Origin of the sequence: Ancylothrix sp. D3o, from assembly GCF_025370775.1 — a bacterium.
In the GTDB taxonomy this organism is placed as follows: Bacteria; Cyanobacteriota; Cyanobacteriia; order Cyanobacteriales; family Oscillatoriaceae; genus Ancylothrix.
Window position 1 is genome coordinate 23,473 of sequence record NZ_JAMXEX010000001.1, and the last position, 24,004, is coordinate 47,476.

Genomic DNA, 24,004 nt, shown 5'->3' on the forward strand with positions numbered 1-24,004 from the left:
ACTCTAGTATATAAAAGTACAAATACTTACGCACTCCCCTTGCAAAAAAATACCCCTGCCATGCCTGTAAACAACGCAAGATCAACAAAAACTGTATTTCACTCTCCGCTGACAAAATGTAAAGAATTATTAATCCCTATGATTTTATTGTTGTGGCCGGCAGGTGTGACCGCCCAAATTATCCCTGATGCAAGCTTGGGAAGAGAAAATTCTACGGTAAGAGGAAATGTTGAATTTAACGGTCAAGTTATCAACCGCATCGATGGCGGTGCTTTGCGGGGGATAAATTTATTCCATAGTTTTGAGCAATTTAATGTCGGTGAGGGGACAGGTGTTTATTTCTCTAACCCCAGCAATGTTGAGAATATTTTTACACGAGTCACCGGCTCTTCTGTCTCCAATATTTTCGGCACTCTGGGAGTGTTGGGCAATGCTAATTTATTTTTGCTTAACCCGAATGGTGTTGTTTTTGGCCCAAATGCGCGTTTAGATGTGCGGGGCTCTTTTTTAGCAACCACCGCAGAGAGTTTTAATTTTGCTGATGGGGCGCAGTTTGGGGCAAAAGCAAGCGAAACTGAACCGATTTTAACTGTGAGTGTGCCGGTGGGGTTGGGTTTGGGGTCAAATTCTGCACCTATTCGGGTTGAGGGTTCGCAGTTAGAGGTGCCTGCGGGGCAAAAAATTTCTCTGGTTGGGGGAAATATTGTTATCGAAGGTGGCAAACTGGCAACCCCAGGAGGAACTATTGAACTTGGTTCTGGGGATATTCTGCTATCAAATAATGCGGTTTTAAATACCAGTGGTAGCGGTGGGGGTGGAATTCAATTGCAAGGAAACCAAATAAATATTACCGGCAAATCACAACTTTTAGCAAATACGCTTGGGGAAAATTCAGGCGTCGGTATTAATATTGGTGCTAATCAATTAAGTGTTTCGGCGGGAGGGTTTTTATCTTCTTCTACTTTTGGCGCGGGTGCGGCTGGGAATATTAATATTAATGCGGATACGGTGGAAATTGTCGGCGCTGGTACCAGCGATGTTATCGGCAAATTGTTATCGGGAACTTTTAACCCCCTCACCGATGAGTCAAATGGCTTATTTACCCTGAGTTTAGGTGCTGGAAAGGCGGGAGAAATTAATATTAATAGCCGCATTTTTACTGTGCGAGATGGGGCTGTTTTATTGTCTGTAGCTTTGGCCACTGGTTCGGGGGGAGATATGAATTTTAATGCTAGTGAATCAATGTCTGTGTTGCGAAGTTCGTTAATTAATAATGGGACGGCGGGAATTGGTAAATCTGGCAATATTTTTATTAATACTCGCAATTTAACAGCAAATGATGGGGGTGTGATTACTACTTCGCCGGCACCAACGGCAACGGGAACTGGTGGTAGTTTGACGGTGAATGCAACTGAGTCTGTGGAACTTAATGGTGTGCCGGTTGGCTATCCTGTGCCGGGGGGGTTGTTTACAACGACTCTGGGGGCGGCAAATGCAGGCGAGTTAATTGTAAATACGCGCAGGTTGAGGGTGCTTAATGGGACGCAAATTTCGGCGGCGGCTTCGGGGGCCGGTCAAAGTGGCGATTTGACAGTGAATGCTGAGGATATAGAATTGGGGGGAATTTCGGAGGATGGCCGGTGGTTGGGGGGGTTGTTTACGTCGTCTTCGCTTTTGATTGTGGCCGGTCAGCGGGGCAATGCGGCGGCGGGAAATTTGGCGGTAAATACGCAACGTTTGATGGTGCGGGATGGGGCGCAAGTTTCGGCGGCAACGGGGGGAAAGGGTTCTGCCGGTTCGCTGAGGGTGAATGCTTCGGAGTTTTTGGAAATCAGCGGTTTTGGGGTTTCTAATAATACTGGGTTAGAAAGTTTGGGTTTGACTAATGAAGTGCGCGAGGGGAGGGTTCGTAGTTCTATTTCTGCTTTTACGAGTGGGGAGGGGACGGCGGGTGATTTGGTTTTGAAAACGTCTGAGTTAATTGTGCGAAATCAAGGTCAAATTCAGGTTAGTGGATCGGGTACAGGAAATGCTGGAAATTTGCAAATTGAGGCGGGGAGAATTCGCTTAGATAATGGGTTTTTGACGGCGGCTACTGCGTCGGGTGAGGGGGGTAATATTCGGCTTCTCACGCAGCAGTTACAGTTACGCCAAAATAGTCAAATTTCTACGGAGGCTGAGGGGTCTGGGAATGGGGGGAATATTACGATTGATGCGGATACGGTTACTTCTTTGGAAAATAGCGATATTGTGGCGAATGCTTTTCAAGGTAGGGGGGGTAATATTTTGATTAATACGCAGGGGGTTTTTTTGTCGCCTGATAGTTTGATTACTGCTTCTTCTCAGCGGGGTATTAGTGGGGTGGTGGAGATTAAAACGCCTGATACTCAGTTGGAAAATACGCTTACTCCTTTATCGGGTGAGTTTGTTTCTTCTGAGCAGTTGGTGGCAAATAGTTGTATTTCTCGGCGAAATGAACAACGGGGGAGTTTTACTGTTTCTGGTACTGGTGGGGTGCCGGTGACTCCTTTTGATCGGATAAATGGCCGGTTTGATGTTTTAGGGGTTGAGGAATTTTATGGTGAGGTTTCTATGAGTGATAGCCGGTTAAGTTTGCCGGCTTTGGGTTGGCAGTTTGGTGATCCTATTCAGGAGGCTCAGGGTTTGGTTAAAACTGCTGATGGTCGGGTTTTATTGGGTGTTTTGGCTCAAAATGGGGGTGTGTCGGTGAGGGATGTTTTTTGTGTTGAAAGTAGGTAAATTTTAGGGTTATTAAAGGGAAGTGATGGATAAGTTTTTTATCAAAAAATGGCGGAAATTTGCGTTTTTTTTAGCAAATGGTTTTAGATTTTGGCGGCGGGTGGTTTATTTAAGCAAATTGAGGTTTTATAAGGTTGCGATTGTTTTGTTCTTTGTGGGGTTTTTGGGTGTTTTGGCGATGGAAGTGCCTGCGAACAGTCAAGAGGTGCCGGTTTTGATTCGCCAAGGGGTTGATTTTTATGAGAAGGGAGATTATTTAGAGGCGATTTCTGTTTGGAAACAGGCGCTTTCTGGTAATAGTTTGCCGGCTAAGGAGGCGGCGGTTATTTATCGGAATTTGGGGATGGCTTACCGGCAGGTGGGTCAGTTATCGGAGGCGATTAAAGTTTGGGATTTGGCGGCTGATTTTTATCAAAAATCGGAAAATTCGGATGGGATTTTATTAGCAAAGATTAGAATTGAGCAAGGACAAACTTATAGTGATTTGGGACAATATCGCAGGGCAATTGAGTTGTTAAAAACGGCTCTTGATTTGGCTTCTAATGATAAATTTACGCGGGCTGCGGCGCTTGGGGCGTTGGGAAATGCTTTTTCGGGGGCGGGTGATTATGATAGGGCTATTGAGCGTTACCAAGAAGGATTAAAACTGGCGCGGGAATTGAATCAAAAAGTTTATGTTTCTACGCTTTTAAATAATGTGGGTAATTTGTATATAAAGCGTGCGGAAAGATATGCAATTCAAGCGAATTCTGCGAGATTAGAAGGGGATGATAAAGAAGAGGAAAATTTGAAAAAATTAGCTAAAAATGATCGGCTTTCGGCAGCGGATGTTTTTGAAGTTAATCTGCTAGAAAGTTCGGCGGTTGGGGGTTTTTCTGAGGTGCGGGCGCTGCTTGGTTATAACAATTTTTTGCAAAAAATTGAGGAACCAGATCCTAATATTTTAGAGCGAAATATTAACAAGGTTTTGGGAATTTTAAGGTCTTTGCCGGCTTCTAGGGATAAGGCTTTTGGGTTGATTGAGATAGGAAATCAAATGAGCTATGGGGGAAAGGTTTTTTCTCTTGAGGCTTTGGAGATTTTAAACGAGGCAATTCAGGTATCAAGAAATATTGCTGATCGGCGGGCAGAATCTTTTGCTTTGGGAGAATTAGGAAAGCTTTATGAAACGGCAAAAAATGATCAAAAAGCAATGGAATTTACCCGTTTGGCGCAGTTGGCGGCGCAGGAAGTGAGGGCGGCTGAAAGTCTCTATTTATGGCAGTGGCAAGGGGCGCGTTTGTTGCGAAAAAATGGGGAGTTTTTGGCGGCAAAAGTGGGTTTTGAGGAGGCTATTGCTACGTTAGAAAGTATTAGGGGTGATTTGGTTGCGGCTAATAAGGAATTGCAGTTTGATTTTCGAGATTCGGTTGAGCCGGTTTATCGTCAGTATATTGATTTGTTGTTGAGTTCAGAAATTAATTTACCAACAAATAATCAACAAAATATTCGCAAGGCTTTGGATGTTTTGGATTTGCTGAAGTTGGCGGAGTTGCAAAACTTTTTTGGCGATGAGTGTGTGGAGGTGGCACAAGATACGGTGAAAAAAGATGGCCGGTTAGTGGATAAATCGGCGGCGATTGTTTATTCGGTAATTTTGCCTAATCAGACTTATCTGATTTTGGAATTAGCGGATGGAAGGCTAAAAAATTTTACAGTGCTGGTGAAAGAAGAGGAGATAAAAGAGGAAATTAATGCTTTGCGGAGTTTGTTGGAAAGGCGGAGTACGAATGAATATTTAACACAATCTCAAAAAGTTTATGAGTTGTTAATTCGCCCTCTTGAGGTTGATTTGATTGCGGTAAAACCGAAGACTTTGGTTTTTGTAAATGATGGGGTTTTGCGGCAGGTTCCTATGGCGGCGCTGCATGATGGGGAAAGGTTTTTTATTGAGAAATATGCGATTTCTACAACTGCTAGTTTAAGTTTGACGGCTTCTTTACCGCTGGAACGTCAAAATTTAGAGGCTTTGATGGCTGGATTAACGGTTGCCAAACCGCCTTTTTCTGCGTTGAGTAATGTGGAGGCTGAGGTTAATGGGGTAGAGAAGATTTTGGGGGGAAAAAGTATTTTGGATAAGGATTTTACGCTGGCAAATTTAGAGAATGCGTTGGCGGAAGGTGTTTATCCTATTGTGCATTTGGCTACGCATGGAAAGTTTGGGGTGGATACGGAAAGTACGTTTTTGTTGGCTTATGATACGCGAATTTCTGTGGAGGAAATTGACCGTTTATTGCGGGTGAATTTGCGGCAGCCGGTGCAGTTATTAACTTTAAGTGCTTGTCAAACGGCGGCGGGTGATAATCGTTCGGCTTTGGGTATTGCGGGGGTGGCGGTGCGTGCGGGGGTGAAAAGTGCTTTGGCTTCTTTGTGGTATATTAATGATGCGTCAACTGTACCGCTGATTGAGGAGTTTTATCGTCAATTGCGGCAACCAGAGATTACTAAGGCGGAGGCTCTGCGGAGAGCGCAATTAATGTTAATTAAAAATGAAGATTATGCTCATCCGGCGGTTTGGTCTCCTTTTATTGTCATTGGCAATTGGTTATAGTTCTTTTTTTGTTAGAAATCAGAGGGATTTTGATTAGGGCAAAATTATCTCTTACTGAACGCTGTTTAACCCCTACTCTTTAGCGTTTGAGAAAAATTTTAGTTGGTAAAACGTCCCTACAATTTAAGATGAAAAGCCAACCGCTTAAAGCATATAGCAATGGGGTTAAGGGATGGTTTGGGCAAAGCTGAAACAACAAATTTGGCAATGGCGGGGGGTGTGGCTGACGACTCCTGTGGTGGGGGGGGTGTTGCTGGCGGTGCGGTTGACTGGCTGGTTGCAGCCTTTGGAATGGATGGCTTTGGATCTGTTTTTTCGCTTGCGTCCTCCTGAGTCTAGGGATGAGAAAATTGTGATTGTGGGGATTGAGGAGTCGGATTTACAAAAATATGGCTGGCCGGTTTCTGATGAAAATTTGGCGCAATTGATTGATAAGGTGAGGAAACAAAAGCCGGTGGCGATTGGTTTAGATTTGTATCGGGATATGCCGGTTAAATCTGGTTATGAAGAATTGGTAAGGGTTTTTAAATCGACTCCTAATTTAATTGGTATTGAAAAAAAAGTTGGGGATAAATATAGTTCGGCGGTTGCGGCTTCGCCGGTTTTGAAAGAACTCGGTCAAGTTGGGGTTAATGATGTGGTGGTTGATAATGATGGTAAATTGCGTCGGGGGTTGCTTTTTTTAGATACGGCTGATGGCGAATCTTTGCCGAGTTTGGGTTTGATGTTGGCGATGATTTATTTACAAGGAAAAAATGTTTCTCCTGATCCTAATTCGGTTAATTTGAAGTTTAATAAGGCGGAGTTTGTGCCTTTTGAAAGCAACGATGGGGCGTATGTTAAGGCGGATGCTGGGGGATATCAAATTTTGTTGAATTATCGGGGGCCGGCGCGGACTTTTTTTCATGTTTCTATGCAAGAGGTGATGGAAAATCGGCTTCCTCAAGATTTTTTTAAGAATAAAGTTGTTTTTATTGGCCCGACGGCAACGAGTTTAAAAGATTATTTTTATACGCCTTTTAGTACGCCTCAACAAACGGCTGGGGTGGAAGTTCAAGCAACTTTAACTAGCCAAATTATTAACGCTGCTTTGCAAAATCGTCCGCTGATTAAAGTGTGGGATGACAAGCTGGAAATTTTCTGGCTTTATTTGTGGTGTGGGGTGGGTTCTGGGATTAGTTGGGTGGTGGGTTCGCGGCGCTGGACTGTGTTGGTGGTGGTGGTGGCAAAGGTTAAGGTTGTTGGTATTTGTTATGTGGCTTTTTTGGCTGGGTGGTGGCTTCCTGTGGTGCCCCCGGTTCTTTCTTTATTGAGTTCTTTTGCGATTATTAATAGCTATTTGGCTTATCTTGAACGCCAAGACCGCTACACGGTTATGAATTTATTTGGTCGTCATGTTTCTCCAAAAATTGCTGAGGCAATTTGGCGCGAACGTGATCAAATTCTTAAACAAGGCCGGTTATCTGGCCGCAAAGTTACGGCGACTGTTTTATTTACTGATATTAAAAATTTTAGCAGTATTGCTGAAAATTTGGAGCCGGAAAAGTTAATGTGTTGGCTTAATGAATATATGGAAGAAATGGCGGGTTTGGTTTTAGAAAAGGGGGGAGTCGTTGATAAGTTTATTGGCGATTCTGTGATGGCGGTTTTTGGGGTGCCTTTTGCTCGCACCACGCCAGATGGAGTTGCTTCGGATGCTGTGGCGGCGGTGAGTTGTGCTTTGGAAATGGCTTCAAAATTGCGCTTGCTTAATCAGTATTGGCAAAAAAAAGGAGACCCGACGATAGCGATGCGGGTTGGTATTTGCACCGGCCCGGTGGTTATTGGCAGTTTGGGTAGTCGAGAACGAGAAGATTATACGGTAATTGGGGATAGTGTAAATATTGCTGCTCGGTTAGAAAGTTTTGATAAATCTATTGATGGGGGAATTTGTCGGATTTTAATTAGTGAAGAAACTTATGTTCATATCAAAGATAAATTTGCCACGCGATATTTAGGCTCAGAATTGCTGAAAGGTCGCAAAAAGCCGGTTGATATTTATCATGTTATGCTCGAAAAATAATCATAAAAGTTTTGTGACGAATTTTAATAAGATTGGCTGGCTGCTTACTAGAGCATTTTGGATAAAGTAGGCTGAGAAAGGGGATTTTTATGATTATTTGGCTTTTTTTATGGATTTTTGACCAAAAAAGTATTTGGCAGTGAGGGAAAGTTGAGTTATAATAGCAACAAAATTATTAAATTTGTGACAGTCTGCCAAGCTATTAAATAAATTTCGGCTGTGGTACAAGGCAGAACAAAAAAGCAAAAAATTGGAATCTGGAGTTAAAAGCATCGTGAATTTCCGCCGAATAACAACAATCTTGACCGGCACAACATCGCTGCTATTAATGCAGTTAATGGCGGCTATCAATTCTCCGCAAAATTCCCTATTTAGCGGCAATTTTCTGGGTGAATTAACATCACCAGCACAGGCCGGTCAAACGGCAATGACCTACAGACCGCCGAACCGAGGAGCACCGCGCAGCACTCAAGGCACCGGCTCGCGGGGATGTCCTGATGCGGGGCCGGTGGGGTTGAGCTTGCTGGCCCCTAATGACCACACCGGCCTGACGGCAGCCGGTCATCCCGCGTTTTTTTGGTATTTGTCCGACGTGCCGGCTGCACCGCTTGAGTTTGCTTTGGTTCAGCCTGGGGTGGCCAAACCGCTTTTCGTTAAACAAATGCAGCCAAAACAAGCGGGTATTGTGCAAATAGAAATGCCCAAAGAATTGCCAGAGTTGGTAGCAGGGCAAAAATATAAATGGTCAGTTAGCATTATTTGCAATGCCAATCGCCGCTCTGCGGATGTGTTTGCTCACTCTTGGATCGAGCGGGTTTCACCGGCACCGGAAGTGATGGCAAAATTAGCCACCGCAACATCTGAGCAAGACAAAGCCGAAATTTATGCCAGTGCCGGTTTGTGGTACGATGCCCTAGAAACGACTTATAAACTATCAGCAACTAAGCCAAACCATCCAGCTTTTATGAACAGTTTAATTACCCTTTTAGAGCAAGGCGGATTGCAACAAGAAGCCGCCAAAGAACGGCAGAGAATGGCAATGCAATAACCAAACTTCCCTTCCCCCTCTCCTAGTAAAAAGGAAGGGAAGAATTGAAAATTTATTACTCAATAAAATAGCCCCATCGCTCTAATTCCACTTCATAAGTTTTGCCTTGAAATGTCACTAAATCACCAGAAATTAATTGCCGGCCTCTCCGAGTTTCAAGGAGGCCATTAACTTTCACTTGTCCGCCTTGAACGACTAATTTGGCTTGGCCGCCGGTGGGGACGGCACCCACCCATTTTAAAAATTGTCCGAGTCTAATGGTTTGATTTTCTTCGTTCATAATTTGTGGCAAGATAACTGTAATTTAATGTATCTTAAACAATGAGAGAAATCCCCAACCGTAAGGGCAATCTCAGCGGTAATTTTGGCGGCGCAAGCTTAGAGAATTCGTCTTGCCAAACTCCCAAGCAAAAATTATTCTAAAATCTAAAATCTAAACTCTAAACTATAATCTTATTATTGACGTTTTCATAAAAATCGTTGAAAATTTATGATTAAACCCAAGCGCTCACCCAGCCCTTTGCTTCAAAAAGGCATCCCCTCGTCAGAGGAGCAACTGAGCGCCGGTTAAAGAATGCCTGAGCAAAGCCAGAATGTCCGGTTTTTTGAGATTTTCTGAGGTTTGATGAAATGAAGAAAAATTTTACAGGAGTTTTCTGTATTTTTTTTAAAAAAAACCTAACTTTCTGGTGACAATTTTGCCAACTATGAATCACCATAAAAAAAAAGCCATCGCCGTGCCGGTTCACTTAGGCAAGCAAAAATCAACCCACAACTCACAACCAAGAGCCTCTCACTTTGGCATCAAACCCAAAGAAACCTCTCCCCCCTACCCACCTCCCCTCTTAGGGACGGGAGGTAGGGGGGTTAGTCTCGTCATTGCTGAGATGCTCCCCTCACAACCAGCCACACATTGTATGAAAAAGAACTGCCTACAAAGTCGCCATCAAGTTCGTCAGGGGAAAAACAATGTTTAATCTTATTCAATTAAAAATCGACAGCCTTATTCGCCCTTTACAAACCGGCTATCGCCAAACATTCGGCAACCAAAACCCCGCCTATGCTGATCTCATCGCTTGCATTGCCAACATAGCCCTAGAAAATATTGCTAAAACCGATGCACTTTATCACAACATCGACCATACAATTCTTGTCACCCTCGTAGGACAAGAAATTTTAAGAGGCAAACAAATTAAAGAAGGTAACGTATCCCCGGAAGATTGGGTGCATTGCATAATAGCTTGGTTGTGCCATGATATCGGCTATGTAAAAGGCGTTTGCCGGTGCGACAAACCCGCAGAAAGACTCTATCAAACCGGCACAAATAAAGACATGATTTCTGTCCCAACTTCCGCCACCGATGCCAGCCTCACAGCCTATCATATAGACAGAGGAAAACTATTTGTCCAACAATATTTAAGCAATTGCCAACTCATCGATATTAACGTCATCCAGCGCAACATTGAACATACCCGTTTCCCCGTTCCCCCAGGCGAAACCCACAAAGATACTGTCACTTATCCGGGGTTAGTTCGCGCCGCAGACTTAATCGGACAATTGAGCGATCCTGAATATTTACAAAAACTTCCCGCCTTATTTTATGAATTTGAAGAAACCGGCACCAATAAACACCTGGGATACAAAAATCCAGGCGACTTAAGAGCCGGCTTTCCAAAATTTTATTGGAACGTCGTTTATCAATATATTGAAGCAGCATTGCCTTATTTAGAACAAACCCCAGAAGGCAGAAAAATCCTCGATAGTTTAACCACAAATATCAGCACCGTAGAAGCTGAAACCCTTCCAGCTAAAGAACCCCAAGACAAAACAGTGATTTCCCTAGAATTAAAAAATGCTGCCGACATTGCAGACATTGAATTAATTTACAAGGCGATTCCTCCGCTTTACAAGCCCACCCAAAGGACGCAACTTAAAGCGCCCTAATTTTTTGTAAAAACAACGGTTAAAACCAACTTTAATTACCCAAAACCTCCACCTCTTATATGACGTCTATCCCCCTCTCAATACCTCCCCACTTTCACCCCAAAAAAGTCTCTGAAGTTTGGAGAGTTCCCTACCAACAACGCGCCGCCGAAGCCCGCAACTGGGCAAGACAAAACAACATCCAACCGGCAGCCAAAGATCAAACCAAAATTTGCCTTTTAGCCATCGATGTGCAGAACACATTTTGCCTGCATGATTTTGAATTATTTGTAGGCGGAAAAACCGGCACCGGCGCCATAGAAGACAACATCCGCCTCTGTGAATTTATTTACCGCAACTTAGGCATCATCACCAGCATAGCCCCCACCCTAGACACCCACAGCGCCCTGCAAATTTTCCATCCCATTTTTTGGGTAAACCAAAGCGGAGAACACCCCACCCCCAGCGCCACCAACATCACCCTAGAAGACGTAAAAACCGGCCAGTGGAAAGTTAACCCAAACCTGGCAGCAAGCCTCACCAACGGAGATTATCAACGCCTGGAAAAACACGCTTTTCACTATGTTAAAAAACTCAGTGACGAAGGCAAATATCCCCTCACAGTTTGGCCTTATCACTCTATGTTAGGCGGCATCGGACACGCCTTAGTTTCTGCCGTAGAAGAAGCAATATTTTTTCATAGCATTGCCCGCCATACCCAAACTTTTTTTGAAATCAAAGGCAACAATCCCTTAACAGAAAATTATTCAGTTTTAAGACCCGAAGTTTTAGATAGCCACGACGGCGAACCCATCGATCAAAAAAATACAAAATTGATTCATAAATTGCTGGAATTTGATAAAATTGTGATTGCCGGTCAAGCAAAAAGTCATTGCGTGGCTTGGACAATTGACGATTTACTAACAGAAATCCTTGCCATTGATGCCAACTTAACCAAAAAAGTTTATTTATTAGAAGATTGCACCTCGCCGGTTGTCGTTCCAGGCATTATTGATTTTACAGAACAAGCAGATGCAGCATTTACACGCTTTGCTGATGCCGGTATGCACTTGGTTTCCTCCACCCAACCCCTCGAAACTTGGCCGGATATTTCTATTTATTAAAATTCCATCTAAGCGCCCCAAAAAGTTGAGCGCCAGCAATAAAAATCCGATGCCGGCCTTAAAAACACGAGCCTTGTTGCCCTTTCACCTACCCCACAGAGTGCCGGTGCTTGCCCAACTGTGCTATCACAGAAATAACACAGGCGCACGTCCTTGGCGTCGGCGCCAAAAACTCACGGTCAAAGACGATCTGCAATAAGGGTCTTATGGGTGCGAGATCCTTCTGGGGGGCACACACATCCGCCCAATCGCTGGAAAACTAAATTATATTTTTAGCGCGTTAATATATGCTCAGGAATTGCCGGTAAAACGCCAGATTCTTCTAGCATTAAATTTTTAACCGGCCTCTACCCCTCCGGTTTTTCTCGCACATTCTAAATGCCCCGCAGTTCATGGAGGTTTAATAATTATGGCAGAGCTAAATCTGCGCGTACAGTTAGAAGGAAATATAGAAAAAACCGTTACAGTAGATGGAGATGAATTTACAATGGGGCGCTCTCCCCAATGCCATTTACATTTACCCTACGGTTCCATTTCTCGATGCCATGCTCGCTTTGTAAAAACTGAAAACGGAAGCTGGCTTATTGAAGATTTGGGAAGCAAAAATGGCACAAAATTAAACGAGCTACCCGTAATATCACCTTCCTTAATTAAACACGGCGATCTTATTAACTTAGGCAATATTAATCTAACTATTCTTTTAAATCCACCCCAAAATTTGCAGGCAGTAATGAACGTTCGCCCGCAAATCAAAACAAACCCTTTAGCCACAACTCTCGGCCCCGGCATGACGATTTTACGAAATGCCAAAGACCTGCAAAAACAATGGATTGATGCCGATGCCGGCGGCGATAACATCAGAACAAAAGAAAAAGCAATTGGCCGTTTAAAAGACCTCGTAGATATCGCCAAAGGATTAAACTATGCCGAATCTATCGAAGCCATTTTTTCTCAAGTTCAAAAAGTCGTCTTCCGCGAACTCAGCAGCATCGACCGGCTCGCCCTATTAATCGACATCACCGGCACCGGAAAACTCGAACTTTTAAACTGCGCCACCCGCGACGCAGCCCAACAACATCACCTCCCCGCCAATGGCACCTGGATCAGTCGAAGTATTTGTCAAAAAGTCTTTGCCGAAAAACTCGCCATCCAAACCGCCGACGCCCAAATGGATAAGCGCTTTGAACATGAATTAAGCATCATTGCAAACAACATTCATAGCGCAATGGCAGTACCCTTGTGGGATGAAACAAAAGTCGTCGGAGTTCTCTATGCAGATGCCCATCTTTCCTTTAGTAATTGGACAGAAGGCGGCGAAGACGACCTTAGTTTTTTCTCCACCTTAGCAAACTTAGTAGCCTCCAGCGTTCAGCGTTGGTTACTCACTCGCAAACTCCGAAGCGAAGAAACAATTCGTCACCGATTAGAGCGCTATCACTCCCCCGGAGTTGTGCAACAAATGATGGCCGAAGGAGCCTTACAAGCCGGTCGCATTGCCCCAAAAGAAGAAGACCTCAGCATCTTATTTGCAGATATTGTAGGATTTACAGCCCTTTCTGAACGCTTAAGTCCTGCCGAAATTGCCGAATTACTCAATGATTTTTTTGAAGAAATGCTCCAAGAAGTTTTTGCAGCCGGTGGCACCCTTGATAAATTTATTGGTGACTGCATCATGGCATTTTTTGGCGCCCCAGAACCCCAACAAGATCACGCAGATCGCGCCGTCGCCGCCGCCAAAGGAATGCTCGACCGGCTCTCCTATCTTAACGCCAACAATCTCCTCCGAGAACCCCTACAATTACGCATCGCAATTAATAGCGGTAAAGCCGTTGTTGGTGATGTAGGTAGTCAATCTCGCGTCGATTATACCGTCTTAGGAGCCACCATTAATCAAGCCTCACGCATGGAAGCCATTTGTCCTCCCGGTGAATGCGTAATCAGCGAAACAACCTATAGCTTATTGCAATCCCCCCAAGACTTTTTGCTCATGGATGAATACCGTTTTAAAGGCATTGACAGGCCGGTTTTAGTGTACCAAACAAAACGCAATTTTTCCTAAAAAAATCTCCACATTATAAAACAAACCCGCTTTCTTGGCCAATTTATTTAACCAAAGCAGCCCATTATATCGCTATTGAGCTATAAAAGCAGCCCACCTTTTCAAAACTTAATAAAATCCTTGTTGAGTAAAGATTTTTTACAGTTTTCCCCCAAGGGTCTGTTCAAGAAGCGCGAATAGCTATAACTTAATAGCTATAGAGTTTAGGAAACCTTAGACGATGGTTACATCTGCCCCAAAACCTCAGCTGGATCTATCTCAAGCCAAGACAAAAGCAATTAAGGAAAACATTCTTACGCCCCGGTTTTACACCACAGACTTTGAAAAAACGGCAAAGCTAGATTTATCTTCGCAAGAGACAGAGTTTGAGGTGATGCTCAACGAAATGCGAGCCGACTACAACCGGCACCATTTTATCCGCGATGACAGCTTTGAAGGCTCCTGGGATCATATTACCGGCGAAGCGCGACAAGCATTTATCGATTACCTTGAGAGATCCTGCGTTTCTGAGTTTTCCGGCTTTTTGCTTTTCAAAGAATTATCTCGCAAACTCAAAGATCAAAATCCCTCCCTCTCCGAAATGTTTAGCTTAATGGCGCGAGATGAAGCCCGCCACGCTGGATTTCTCAATAAAGCAATGTCAGATTTTGGCTGTACGATGGATTTAGCCTTCTTGACAAAAAATCGAGTTTATACATTTTTCCCTATTGAATGGGTGCTTTATACCGTTTATCTGTCAGAAAAAATTGGTTATTGGCGTTATATCATTATTTATCGCCATTTAGAAAAACATCCAGAAAATCAATTTTATCCCCTGTTCAACTACTTTGAAAGCTGGTGTCAGGATGAAAACCGGCATGGAGATATTTTTAAAGTCTTATTGCGTTCCCAAACCAAACTTTGGCAAACTTGGCAATCGCGTTTATGGAGCCGGTTTTTCTTGCTAACCGTCTTTGCCACCCATACACTAACCGTACACGAACGCTCGAAATTTTATGAAATATTAGGACTCGATCCCACCGAGTTTGATGCAGAAGTAATTCGTAAAACCAACGAAACAGCAGCGCGTGCTTTTCCCTCCGTTCTCGACACAGAAAATCCAGAGTTTTTTGAACGCTTACACCGCTGTTCGGATTTGAATTTGCAAATGGCTGAAATTGAGAGCAGTTCTCAACCGAAGTGGATTAAAAAATTGCGGAAATTGCCCTTACAATTGTCCATCGGCGGCCATCTTTTGCGGATTTATTTACTTAAAGGAATTGATGCCGAAGCCATGCGGGAAACCGTGCGCTAAAAGAAAATTTAAGGCGATCATTCTGACGAGTAGAGTGATCGCTTTAGAACCAATGTAAAAAAACGTCTTTGATAAACCGGCCCCCCTACGGGTTATTGCTTAACCAAACGTCGAACCATTCCAACCCCACATCGAGCCTTTAGCATCAGCAAACTCAATATAAATACGATTTGCCGGTACTCCCAAAACTCGATTAATTTCTTGACAAAAATCTTGGCTCATCGTCTTTGTTTGCGCCCCACTCATCGAACCAACACTTTTAATTTCGATATAACAAACCGGCTCAACTGTGCCGGCAAAAGTCATCGCTACCTCTGGCTCAAAAGCCGTCATCACATAAGATTCCGGTTTGCCGGTGTGTTTAGCAAGTTTTGCAGAAAGACTTTTTAGCAATTGCTCAACTGTGGATTTTTCGGGTGTAGAAACCGAAGTTTTAACTTTAATTAATGGCATAAAATTTTCCCTTTTAATTCACAGCAAAAAAAATAAACAGCCGGTGGGCATTTGCCCACCCAACGGCTTTAGCCGCCATAATTCCAGCCGGTGCTTTCTAACAACAAAGCCTCACCTTCTCGATGAACACCGGCCCCCACAACTTCGCCTACAAACACCGTATGATCACCATGTTCTACTGAACCAATCACACGACATTCTACATAACCCAAAGTATCAGAAATAATCGGGCAGCCTGTTTCCTTACCCAAATAAAAATCCACATCCTCAAACTTATTGCCGGCGCGACGCAAAGGCTTAAAAAACTTCTGCGCCAAATCTTTTTGGCCGGCCTCCAAAACCGACAAAGCAAACACCCCACTACTTTTAATCATCGCGTGGGAAGTCGAATCATTTTTAACACAATTCACCACCAAAGGCGGCGTAAAAGATCCTTGCATTACCCAGCTAGCCGTAAAGCCATTAACCTCATCCCCATCTTTCACCCCGCAGATATACAAACCGTGCGGAATTTTCCGTAACATCGTCTTTTTCGCTTGTTCGTCCAGCATGAGATCGCTACACTTCCCTCTAAAATTTCCGCTCATTTTATCATAAACTTTAACAAATTTCTCAAGTTGCTACTCAGCGTTTTCGAGTTCAGCTTTGGCCGTCAGAAATCGAGCGAAATAAATGGCTATGTTCAGGATGATATAAACGCGACCTCGCTGTTTGATGATATTGCGACGCAGCCAAAGCCGGACTAATAATATAAAGCGTCGTGCGGACTAAATTTTCTTGCTTTGTATGTTGTGCCATTTCGTGAAGAGGAATTAACCATATTTTCTCATCCGGCCAACCCAAACGAAAACAAACCGCCACCGGCGTATCTGAGGGATAATATCGCATCAATTTTTCTTGTGCTTGTTCCAGATGGCGAGCACTTAAATATAAACATAAACTTGCTTTGATTGCTGCTAAATTTGCTAAATCTTCCGAGTCTGGAATGCCGGTGCGACCAGAGACTCGCGATAAAATAATAGTTTGAACTAAGCCAGGTACAGTTAACTCAACCTTTAGCGCTGCTGCTGCTGCTTGAAAAGCGCTAATGCCAGGGATTACCTCAAACGTAATTTCTGCGTTTATGAGGGCTTGTATTTGTTCGCTCATCGCACTGTAAAGGCTTAAATCTCCTGAATGTAAGCGCACCACAGATTTACCTTGTCGCACTCTTTCTACCATCAGCGGCACAATTTCTTCGAGGGTTTTGTCAGCGGTTGGGATAATTTCTGCATCCGCACGCACGCCGACTAAAATTTGCTGGGGTACTAATGAATCGGCAAATATAATTACATCAGCTTTTGCTAATATTTTCTGGGCTTTTACGGTTAATAAGTCAGGATCACCAGGGCCGGCACCTACTATGTAAACAGCCGGTGTTAAGAAATTTGTAGGCTGAGGGTTTAAAGAGTTTATATCCATAATTATTTTTGGGAAAAACCGCTTTATTTTAACATAATTGGGGATTTAAAGGCTGGGTTTTTGAGGGTTTACTGTAGTTTTTATGGGGGGATTTTTTAACCGCAGATGTATAGCAGGCAAGATGCCTGCTCCACTACAGATGAACGCGGATAGGTTATTTGTGGGGAGCATGGTTTATACAAGGATTTTTTTGTTGGGCCAATTTTTTATTCCAATATTTAATTTGTTGTGCCAATAAATAGAAAATATATTGAATAAGTTTTATTTTTTGCGAATATTTTTCTGAATTAACTGTTAAAGTTAATGCCACAACGGTTGCTTTGCCAAGCTTATCTGACAGCCAACAATATATCGTCGAGCCTATCCAAGCAGCAAATCCCAGCCCTATTGTTTTATTCAGTAACCCCAATAACCAGCAGCAAGTGGAATTCTAGGGCAGTTTTGAAGGGTTGGCCAACAATGGCACCTTGATTCGTGCTCTTTGACACCGGCTTTGATAATTTCATCATTTGGGCCGGTGCCAGTCTTGACGGCGGCTACAAGAATGTTAATAATCGGTAACAAATCTTAAACCCACGACAAGGGCGTTAACAGAATTGGTATCCCTTGCCAAGCTGTAATGGTTTCGTGCAAGCTGTGCCGCTGGAGAGCCTTTGTATTCAAGCAAAAACAGGCAGTCACCCACCCTAAACCATAAACACCCAACAAGTATTATTACTTAGGACACAACCATAACTGTACTTTGGAATTCTTCACAAATGGAAAGGCTGTGATAGTATCTGGATGGTTTAAGGCGGCTTGAGGCTGCCGATTGGCTTGAGCCTTGTGGTGGTGGAGGAGAAACCAGGAGTGCCAGAACGAATGTCAGTAGGATATTCCAATATTTCTATGCCTAGATCCCAACCAGAACCCATTCGCATTGGCGTCATTGGGGTAGGAAACATGGGACAACATCACACCCGCGTCCTTAGCTTGCTAAAAGATGTCGAATTGGTGGGAGTGTCCGATATCAATGTTGAGCGGGGTTTAGATACCGCCAGCAAATACCGAATCCGCTTTTTTGAAGATTACCGGGACTTGCTGCCGCGTGTCGATGCCGTCTGTATTGCAGTTCCCACAAAACTGCATCACCCGGTCGGTCTGACCTGTTTACAGGCGGGGGTCAATGTTTTGATCGAAAAACCGATTGCCGCAAGTATTGCCGAGGCTGAATCGCTGGTGAATGCGGCGGCTGAGTCGGGGTGTATTTTGCAGGTGGGACACATTGAGCGGTTTAACCCAGCCTTCCAAGAACTCAGCAAAGTGCTGAACACTGAAGAATTACTGGCAGTGGAAGCACACCGAATGAGTCCTTATTCCAATCGCGCCAATGATGTGTCGGTGGTCTTGGATTTAATGATCCACGATATTGACCTGCTATTGGAAGTGGTTGGTGCGCCGGTGATTAAATTAACCGCCAGTGGCAGTCGTGCTTCTGGAAGCGGCTATTTAGATTATGTCACCGCGACTCTGGGCTTTTCTAATGGGATTGTTGGTACTTTAACTGCCAGCAAAGTCACTCACCGTAAATTGCGGCGGATTGTGGCCCACTGCAAAAATTCTTTGACGGAGGCTGATTTTCTCAATAACGAAATTTTGATACACCGGCAAACAACCGCCAATTACATGACCGACTACGGCCAAGTGCTTTATCGTCAAGACGGTTTGATTGAAAAGGTTTATACCAGCAACATCGAACCCCTACACGCCGAATTAGAACATTTTGTTAACTGTGTACGCGGTGGCAAAAAACCTTCGGTGGGAGGCGAACAAGCTCTTAAGGCTTTACGTTTAGCTAGTTTGATTGAGCAAATGGCTCTCGATGGTCAAGTTTGGCACTCCCCATCGGGTTCTCATGCTTTGAATACAGCCTCAGTGCCGGTAGCCTAATCTGTAGGGCGATGCTCTGCCGACCGGCCTTTTCGGCTATCGGCCACCGGCAACCCTACTGAGCCAGTGCATCTGCGATAGGTTGCGCTACTTTTTCGTTGCCTTTACTGCTGAGGTGGATGTGGTCGCGGTAAAGGTTTTTAGGCTGCTCGATTGCATTAAAAATCGGCAAAAAATCAATGTAGGGAATGTTTTCTGCCTTGGTTAATTCCTCAAGTCGCCGACGGGCTATTTTTTCATACTCTTGTGGCCCAAGATCGCCGGTTTCCCTTAATAAGGGTGTCATTCCTACCAAAAAAACTTTGTTTTGGCTCTTGACAATTTCGTTAATTTGGTGTAAAGAGGCCAGGTTTCGTCCTACGCGGTCGCCGGTTTCTGCTTGGATGGCTTGGAGGGCTTTTGAGGGGGCCGGTTTAGGCAAAAGATAGCGCGTAAATAACTCAACGAGGGCCAAGGGCGGTTTGCGGTCAGGGTAGTTGAGGTCATGGCCCACCGGCTCGCTTGTGGGGGCGGTGGCAAATAAATCATCGGTATTGATCAGCAAAACCACAGCCTCAGCGCCAAAAATGCCGAATTCTTGTAAATAGGCAAGTTGATTTCTGGGCCCCCAGGAATTAGCAGAAGCGTTGAGAACTTCGACAGGTTGGGGGTTGGGGGTTGTTTGGAGGCGTTCTACCAATAGCCGCTCAATGAGGGCAGAGAGAATTTGGTTTTGATCTGTCCACCAACTGCCATTAGCCACAGAATCACCCAGGAGTAAAATTCGCTTAGTATTGGCCGGTGGGATAGGGGAGATCGGCTGGCTCCGCATTGAATATTGGTTAATAGAAATTTGATTGCCAAAGCGTTTAACTTTTTGGTTCGGGCTCAGCAGGTAGCCGATACGCGGATGGGGAATGTAGAGCAGGGGGTTTCCCAGACCAAAGATGAGCCTGCCTGCTAGTTCGAGGCTCAGCAAAAGGCTGCTGAGGAGGGTTACAAACACCAAGACGAGAGATAGTTTCATTGATTGAGGGAATTCTACGGGGGTGGCGTTTTGGTTGTTGTGTTTGTGGTAGGGGAGGTTGCCGGCTATATTACTTTAAGGTGTTTTATATGCCTGTGTTTTTTTGTGTGACTGGTAGCCCGCGTCCGAAGGGTAGATTGTGGACTTAATTGAAATTTTTAAAACAGCGAACCCGATTATAGGTGTTGTTCATTTGATGCCCCTGCCAACTTCGCCCCGTTGGGGTGGCAGTTTGCGGGCTGTTCTCGACCGAGCACAGCAAGAGGCGACTGCTTTGGCTTCTGGGGGTGTGAATGGCATCATTGTTGAGAATTTTTTTGATGCTCCGTTTACGAAGGGGTCGGTCGATCCGGCGGTGGTGAGTGCGATGACGCTGATCGTCGGGGAGTTGATGAATTTGGTTACGGTGCCGGTGGGGATTAATGTTTTGCGGAATGATGCCAAAAGTGCTTTGGCCATTGCTTCTTGTGTGGGGGCAAAGTTTATCCGCGTTAATGTTTTAACCGGCATCATGGCTACGGATCAAGGGTTAATAGAAGGTCAAGCCCACGAGTTGATGCGTTACCGCCGCGAGTTGGGCAGTGATGTAAAGATTTTGGCGGATGTTTTGGTTAAACACGCTCGTCCGCTGGGTAGCCCGAATTTAACAACGGCTGTACAAGAAACAATTGAGCGAGGTTTGGCGGATGGGGTAATTTTGTCGGGTTGGGCCACCGGCTCGCCTCCGACTTTGGAAGATTTGGAGTTGGCGACGGCGGCGGCTGATGGTGTGCCGGTGTTTATTGGCAGTGGCGCAAGTTGGGAAAATATCTCGACGCTGATGCAGGCGGCTGATGGGGTGATTGTTTCTTCTTCGCTGAAACGTCATGGCAAAATTGACCAGGCTATTGATCCCATTCGGGTTAGTCAGTTTGTGGAGGCGACACGCCGTTATGTTGCTTCTAAGCCGGTGAGTGTGCAGACAAAAGCTCTGCCGGTGTTGTAGGCTTGGCTACGCCCACCGGCCTTTTAATGGTGGGCAAAATTTTTCAAAGTTTGAATCTAATATCCAGAATTCAATGCTGAGCTTTGCCCCGCATACGTCGTCATTTTTAATTTGCAAACGATAGAATCAAAACGAGATTGGTTAGTTGTCACCGGCACTGTCACACCGGCCCGGTTACAAACAACCAACGACAACTTAAAATCTAAAATCTAAAATCGTTAAATCTAAAAAAGGGTTATGGCTCGCAAACGTTCTACTCCTTGGATTCACCGCAGGTCTCGGTTGCTTATGGCTGGGATTGCTGTTGCGGGGGCTTTGGAAACTGCTTTTTTGACGGTGGTTGAGTTTGCTGGTAAGGCGAGTGCGGTTTGTCCAACCAGCGGTTGTGAGCAGGTGCTTACGAGTCCTTATGCAAAGATATTTGGTGTACCGCTGACTTTGTTTGGTTTTTTGGCTTATGCGACGATGGCCGGTTTGGCGGCGGCGCCTTTGGCTGTGAATCAGTCAACTAATAAGGATTTACGCCTTAAGTTAGAAAATACCACTTGGCCGCTGATGTTTATTCTTGCTACGGCAATGGTGGTTTTCAGCGGTTATTTGATGTATATTTTGGCGTTTAATATTAAGGCGTTTTGTCCTTATTGTTTGGCTTCGGCTTTGTTTTCTTTGTCTCTGTTTGTTCTGAGTTTGGTTGGGCGAGATTGGGATGATATTGGTCAGCTATTTTTTAATGGCGTGATTGTGGCGATGGTGACGATAATTGCGGCGTTGGGAGTCTATGCTAATGCTAATAATGTCATTTCACCGAATACGGCCAATGCTCCGAATGCAGCGCCGGGTAAGGGAGAAGCGCCAGCGGTGACGACGGTTTCGGGTGAGTCAGAAATTGCCCTTGCTCGTCATCTAACCCAAGTAGGAGCGAAGGAATACGGGGCTTTTTGGTGTCCGCATTGTTATGATCAAAAGCAATTGTTTGGTAAAGAAGCTTCGGCTTTGTTGGATTATGTGGAGTGTGACCAAGAGGGCAAAAAATCTCGGACTAAAATGTGTGTAGATGCGGGAATTAAGGGTTATCCAAGTTGGGAAATTAAAGGCCAAATTTTGCAAGGGGTACAATCTCTTGAAAAGTTGGCAGATATTTCTGGATACACCGGCCCGCGTAATTTCAAAAACAATCTGGGCATTCAAACGGCTCCTTAAAGGCTAAATCCACAACAAAGTCCGCCTTTTGGCGGACGGCGTTTTCAAAACAGCAAGATAAGATTTTTTTGGAAAGGAGGATAAAAAGATTATGGCTAAAGTTAATACGACTGAATCGGTGGAAGCGTTGGCTGCGGAAATTGGGGAAAATGTTTATATCGATATTGCCAAATGGCATTTGTATTTGCGGGAGGCTCATTTGCATACGGTTTTGGCTCAGCAGCTTTTTCCTCTGTTAGAAAAGAATGGGGTGAATGAGGATGAGGTTTTGCGTATTTTGCAGGGGACTATTGTTAAGTTGGGTGGGGGAAAAAGGGAGCTTCCTCTGTCTGATTTGGTGCCGGTGCAAGCTCAAGTTCAGTTGATGGATGTTTTGGAAGAGTTTCAGCGGAATATGTAGTTGGGGATTTTTTTAACCGCAGATAAACGCAGATAAACGCAGATAAATGCGATTATCTGTGGTTAGTTTTTATGGGTTATCTGTTGAGTTTTTGGCGAATACGGGCCACGAAAATATCAACTTCGGGTAATTTTAGCTGGGTGGCGAGGAGGGCAAAAATGGCTAAACCGGCCCCTCCGGCTAGGCAAAGTTGGATAAGTTGAATTAGTAATCCTTCGGTTCCTAGGAGTTTTTGGGTTGCTAATAGTGCTCCCCAGGTGACTCCTCCGCAGACAAAACTTGCGCCGGTGAGGGTTAAAAGCGGCCATCCCCAGTCTTGCCAGGGTAAGCCGTTGAGTTTACGGTTTAGGTAAAACAAGAGCATGATCATTGAGATGGCGTTGACTCCGACGGTGGCTAAGACTAAGCCTGGGGCGGCAAAGTATTTAACTAGAATGTAGTCGAGTACAACGTTGATGAAGATGTTTATGATGCTGATCCGAAAGGGGGTTTCGCCGTCGCCTAGGGCGTAAAAAACTCGCACTAATACGTCTCTTCCCAAATAGACGAACATTCCGACTGAGTAGGCGATGAGGACGGGGGCGACAAAGTTTGAGGCGTTTTGGTTAAAGGCACCGCGTTCGTAGATGACTCGGACGATGGGATAGGCAAGGGCGATCATTATAGCACTGAGGGGCAACATTGTCAAGCCGGTGAGGATTAGTCCTTGACGAATGCGGTTTTTAAGTTCGGGCCAGTCTTGGGGGTCGGTGAGGCGGGAGAAGATGGGGAGCATGGGGACGAGCAGGACGTTGGAGATGATGCCGAGGGGGGTTTGGATGAGGAGGCCGGCGTATCCAAGGGCTGCGGCGGCTTGGGGGATGAAGGAGGCAAACCAAAGGTCTGTGTAGACGTTGATTTGCAGCATTCCAGAGGAGAAGGTGGCGGGGCCAAGGATTTTGAGGATGTCGCTGACTCCGGGTTGGTTGAAGTTGAAGCGCAGGCGGAGGGTGCCAAGACCGGCCCGCCATTGGGCAATGACTTGAACTAGCCATTGGAGGATGGCACCGGCCAAGGTTCCCCAAGCAAGGACGAGTCCGCCGAGGAGGGCGTATTGGGGTTGGGTGATGTTCGGGCCCAGGTGGACGGTGAGCCCGATCAAACCAAGGATGAGGGTGAGGCTGGAGAAGAGGGGGCTGATGGAGGGTAGCCAGTATTGATCGGCGGCGTTGAGGGTGCCGAAGCCTATGCCGATGAGGGCGGCGAGTACGGCCATTGGGGCCATGATCCGGAATTGTTGGATGGCGATGTCGCGGATGATTTGGCCTTCGGGGGTTCTGGTGAGGCCGGGGGCTACGAGGTCGGTGGCGGGTGCGGCAAATATTATGAGGAGGATGGTGACGATCAGGAGGATGCCGCCGACTAGGGTGGTGATGGTTTCGACGAGGGGGGCGGCGTCTTCTTTTTTGCGTTTGGCGAGGACGCTGACGATGGCGCTGTGGAAGGGGCCGTTAATTCCGCCCAAGAGGACGAAGAGGAAGCCGGGGATGACGTAGGCGTAGTTGTAGGCGTCTACGGCGGCGCCGACTCCGAAGGCTGCGGCTATGGCTTGTTGCCTGATGAGGCCGAAAATTTTGCTGATGAGGGTGGCGGCGGCGACGATGCCGGCGATGTTGATGAGGGAACGGGTTTTAGGTTTTGTCACTGATGGTTGAGAATAGTTAGGGCTAC

At 45.2% G+C, this 24,004-nt stretch carries 19 protein-coding genes; 13 read left to right on the forward strand and 6 right to left on the reverse strand.

Annotated features, from left to right (window positions below; all coding sequences use genetic code 11):
- The first annotated feature begins 60 nt into the window (after positions 1 to 60).
- The 4 genes from NG798_RS00135 to NG798_RS00150 all read left to right on the forward strand — a co-directional run bounded on the left by NG798_RS00135 (position 61) and on the right by NG798_RS00150 (position 8,460).
- Positions 61 to 2,760, forward strand: coding sequence for a filamentous hemagglutinin N-terminal domain-containing protein (locus NG798_RS00135; protein ID WP_261219741.1), 2,700 nt, complete (start codon positions 61 to 63; stop codon positions 2,758 to 2,760).
- A gap of 25 nt (positions 2,761 to 2,785) precedes the next feature.
- Positions 2,786 to 5,350 carry a CHAT domain-containing protein gene (locus NG798_RS00140; RefSeq protein WP_261219742.1) on the forward strand — a complete coding sequence of 855 codons (2,565 nt, stop codon included), beginning with the start codon at positions 2,786 to 2,788 and terminating at the stop codon, positions 5,348 to 5,350.
- A gap of 172 nt (positions 5,351 to 5,522) precedes the next feature.
- The gene (locus tag NG798_RS00145; RefSeq protein WP_261219743.1) at positions 5,523 to 7,412 is read left to right on the forward strand and encodes an adenylate/guanylate cyclase domain-containing protein; all 1,890 of its coding nucleotides are present in this window, start codon (positions 5,523 to 5,525) and stop codon (positions 7,410 to 7,412) included.
- Between the two features lie 250 nt (positions 7,413 to 7,662).
- Positions 7,663 to 8,460: a DUF928 domain-containing protein gene (locus NG798_RS00150; RefSeq protein ID WP_261219744.1), complete on the forward strand. Its 798-nt coding sequence runs from the start codon at positions 7,663 to 7,665 to the stop codon at positions 8,458 to 8,460.
- Positions 8,461 to 8,515: 55 nt separating this feature from the next.
- Here the strand turns inward: NG798_RS00150 and NG798_RS00155 are convergent, their stop codons facing one another.
- On the reverse strand, positions 8,516 to 8,740 hold the full coding sequence (locus NG798_RS00155) for an RNA-binding S4 domain-containing protein (protein WP_261219745.1): 225 nt from the start codon (positions 8,738 to 8,740) through the stop codon (positions 8,516 to 8,518).
- A 427-nt stretch (positions 8,741 to 9,167) separates the two neighbouring features.
- Between NG798_RS00155 and NG798_RS00160 the strand changes: the two genes are divergently transcribed.
- The 5 genes from NG798_RS00160 (at position 9,168) to acsF (ending at position 14,860) form a co-directional block, all read left to right on the forward strand.
- Positions 9,168 to 9,437 carry a hypothetical protein gene (locus NG798_RS00160; protein ID WP_261219746.1) on the forward strand — a complete coding sequence of 90 codons (270 nt, stop codon included), beginning with the start codon at positions 9,168 to 9,170 and terminating at the stop codon, positions 9,435 to 9,437.
- Complete coding sequence (locus NG798_RS00165) at positions 9,430 to 10,404, forward strand: Npun_R2479 family HD domain-containing metalloprotein (protein ID WP_261219747.1); 975 nt, start codon at positions 9,430 to 9,432, stop codon at positions 10,402 to 10,404. Before NG798_RS00160 ends, NG798_RS00165 begins: the two co-directional genes overlap by 8 nt.
- A 59-nt stretch (positions 10,405 to 10,463) precedes the next feature.
- On the forward strand, positions 10,464 to 11,507 hold the full coding sequence (locus tag NG798_RS00170; protein WP_261219748.1) for an isochorismatase: 1,044 nt from the start codon (positions 10,464 to 10,466) through the stop codon (positions 11,505 to 11,507).
- Positions 11,508 to 11,916: 409 nt separating this feature from the next.
- Complete coding sequence (locus tag NG798_RS00175; RefSeq protein ID WP_261219749.1) at positions 11,917 to 13,566, forward strand: adenylate/guanylate cyclase domain-containing protein; 1,650 nt, start codon at positions 11,917 to 11,919, stop codon at positions 13,564 to 13,566.
- Positions 13,567 to 13,786: 220 nt separating this feature from the next.
- A complete protein-coding gene (gene acsF / locus NG798_RS00180; RefSeq protein ID WP_261219750.1) occupies positions 13,787 to 14,860 on the forward strand; it encodes a magnesium-protoporphyrin IX monomethyl ester (oxidative) cyclase in 1,074 nt (357 codons plus the stop codon).
- 99 nt (positions 14,861 to 14,959) lie between these two features.
- Here the strand turns inward: acsF and NG798_RS00185 are convergent, their stop codons facing one another.
- The 3 genes from NG798_RS00185 to cobM form a co-directional block, all read right to left on the reverse strand.
- Positions 14,960 to 15,313, reverse strand: a complete 354-nt coding sequence (locus tag NG798_RS00185; RefSeq protein ID WP_261219751.1) for a phenylpyruvate tautomerase MIF-related protein — start codon at positions 15,311 to 15,313, stop codon at positions 14,960 to 14,962.
- 68 nt (positions 15,314 to 15,381) lie between these two features.
- On the reverse strand, positions 15,382 to 15,864 hold the full coding sequence (locus tag NG798_RS00190; protein ID WP_261219752.1) for a flavin reductase family protein: 483 nt from the start codon (positions 15,862 to 15,864) through the stop codon (positions 15,382 to 15,384).
- A gap of 88 nt (positions 15,865 to 15,952) precedes the next feature.
- Positions 15,953 to 16,774, reverse strand: coding sequence for a precorrin-4 C(11)-methyltransferase (cobM, locus tag NG798_RS00195; protein WP_261219753.1), 822 nt, complete (start codon positions 16,772 to 16,774; stop codon positions 15,953 to 15,955).
- A gap of 861 nt (positions 16,775 to 17,635) precedes the next feature.
- On the opposite strand from cobM, the gene NG798_RS00200 reads away from it, so the two are divergent.
- A complete protein-coding gene (locus NG798_RS00200; protein WP_261220521.1) occupies positions 17,636 to 18,703 on the forward strand; it encodes a Gfo/Idh/MocA family protein in 1,068 nt (355 codons plus the stop codon).
- Between the two features lie 55 nt (positions 18,704 to 18,758).
- Here NG798_RS00200 and NG798_RS00205 read toward each other — a convergent pair whose 3' ends face one another.
- Complete coding sequence (locus tag NG798_RS00205; protein WP_261219754.1) at positions 18,759 to 19,709, reverse strand: SGNH/GDSL hydrolase family protein; 951 nt, start codon at positions 19,707 to 19,709, stop codon at positions 18,759 to 18,761.
- Between the two features lie 139 nt (positions 19,710 to 19,848).
- Here NG798_RS00205 and btpA point away from each other — a divergent pair, with 139 nt between their 5' ends.
- The 3 genes from btpA (at position 19,849) to NG798_RS00220 (ending at position 22,294) form a co-directional block, all read left to right on the forward strand.
- Positions 19,849 to 20,694, forward strand: a complete 846-nt coding sequence (gene btpA, locus NG798_RS00210; protein ID WP_261219755.1) for a photosystem I biogenesis protein BtpA — start codon at positions 19,849 to 19,851, stop codon at positions 20,692 to 20,694.
- A 237-nt stretch (positions 20,695 to 20,931) separates the two neighbouring features.
- Positions 20,932 to 21,894, forward strand: coding sequence for a vitamin K epoxide reductase family protein (locus tag NG798_RS00215; protein ID WP_261219756.1), 963 nt, complete (start codon positions 20,932 to 20,934; stop codon positions 21,892 to 21,894).
- Positions 21,895 to 21,985: 91 nt separating this feature from the next.
- A complete protein-coding gene (locus NG798_RS00220; protein ID WP_261219757.1) occupies positions 21,986 to 22,294 on the forward strand; it encodes a DUF3181 family protein in 309 nt (102 codons plus the stop codon).
- A gap of 76 nt (positions 22,295 to 22,370) precedes the next feature.
- On the opposite strand, the gene murJ is transcribed toward NG798_RS00220, so the two are convergent.
- A complete protein-coding gene (gene murJ / locus NG798_RS00225) occupies positions 22,371 to 23,978 on the reverse strand; it encodes a murein biosynthesis integral membrane protein MurJ (protein WP_261219758.1) in 1,608 nt (535 codons plus the stop codon).
- Positions 23,979 to 24,004: the final 26 nt, after the last annotated feature.

Coding starts and splice junctions, on each gene's coding strand:
- NG798_RS00205 (WP_261219754.1), bottom strand. CDS start 19,709: ATGAAACTATCTCTCGTCTTGGTGTTTGTAACCCTCCTCAGCAGCCTT.
- NG798_RS00140 (WP_261219742.1), top strand. CDS start 2,786: ATGGATAAGTTTTTTATCAAAAAATGGCGGAAATTTGCGTTTTTTTTA.
- NG798_RS00170 (WP_261219748.1), top strand. CDS start 10,464: ATGACGTCTATCCCCCTCTCAATACCTCCCCACTTTCACCCCAAAAAA.
- NG798_RS00165 (WP_261219747.1), top strand. CDS start 9,430: ATGTTTAATCTTATTCAATTAAAAATCGACAGCCTTATTCGCCCTTTA.
- NG798_RS00190 (WP_261219752.1), bottom strand. CDS start 15,864: ATGCTGGACGAACAAGCGAAAAAGACGATGTTACGGAAAATTCCGCAC.
- NG798_RS00135 (WP_261219741.1), top strand. CDS start 61: ATGCCTGTAAACAACGCAAGATCAACAAAAACTGTATTTCACTCTCCG.
- NG798_RS00200 (WP_261220521.1), top strand. CDS start 17,636: ATGTCAGTAGGATATTCCAATATTTCTATGCCTAGATCCCAACCAGAA.
- cobM (WP_261219753.1), bottom strand. CDS start 16,774: ATGGATATAAACTCTTTAAACCCTCAGCCTACAAATTTCTTAACACCG.
- acsF (WP_261219750.1), top strand. CDS start 13,787: ATGGTTACATCTGCCCCAAAACCTCAGCTGGATCTATCTCAAGCCAAG.
- NG798_RS00215 (WP_261219756.1), top strand. CDS start 20,932: ATGGCTCGCAAACGTTCTACTCCTTGGATTCACCGCAGGTCTCGGTTG.
- NG798_RS00160 (WP_261219746.1), top strand. CDS start 9,168: ATGAATCACCATAAAAAAAAAGCCATCGCCGTGCCGGTTCACTTAGGC.
- NG798_RS00145 (WP_261219743.1), top strand. CDS start 5,523: ATGGTTTGGGCAAAGCTGAAACAACAAATTTGGCAATGGCGGGGGGTG.
- NG798_RS00155 (WP_261219745.1), bottom strand. CDS start 8,740: ATGAACGAAGAAAATCAAACCATTAGACTCGGACAATTTTTAAAATGG.
- NG798_RS00220 (WP_261219757.1), top strand. CDS start 21,986: ATGGCTAAAGTTAATACGACTGAATCGGTGGAAGCGTTGGCTGCGGAA.
- NG798_RS00175 (WP_261219749.1), top strand. CDS start 11,917: ATGGCAGAGCTAAATCTGCGCGTACAGTTAGAAGGAAATATAGAAAAA.
- NG798_RS00185 (WP_261219751.1), bottom strand. CDS start 15,313: ATGCCATTAATTAAAGTTAAAACTTCGGTTTCTACACCCGAAAAATCC.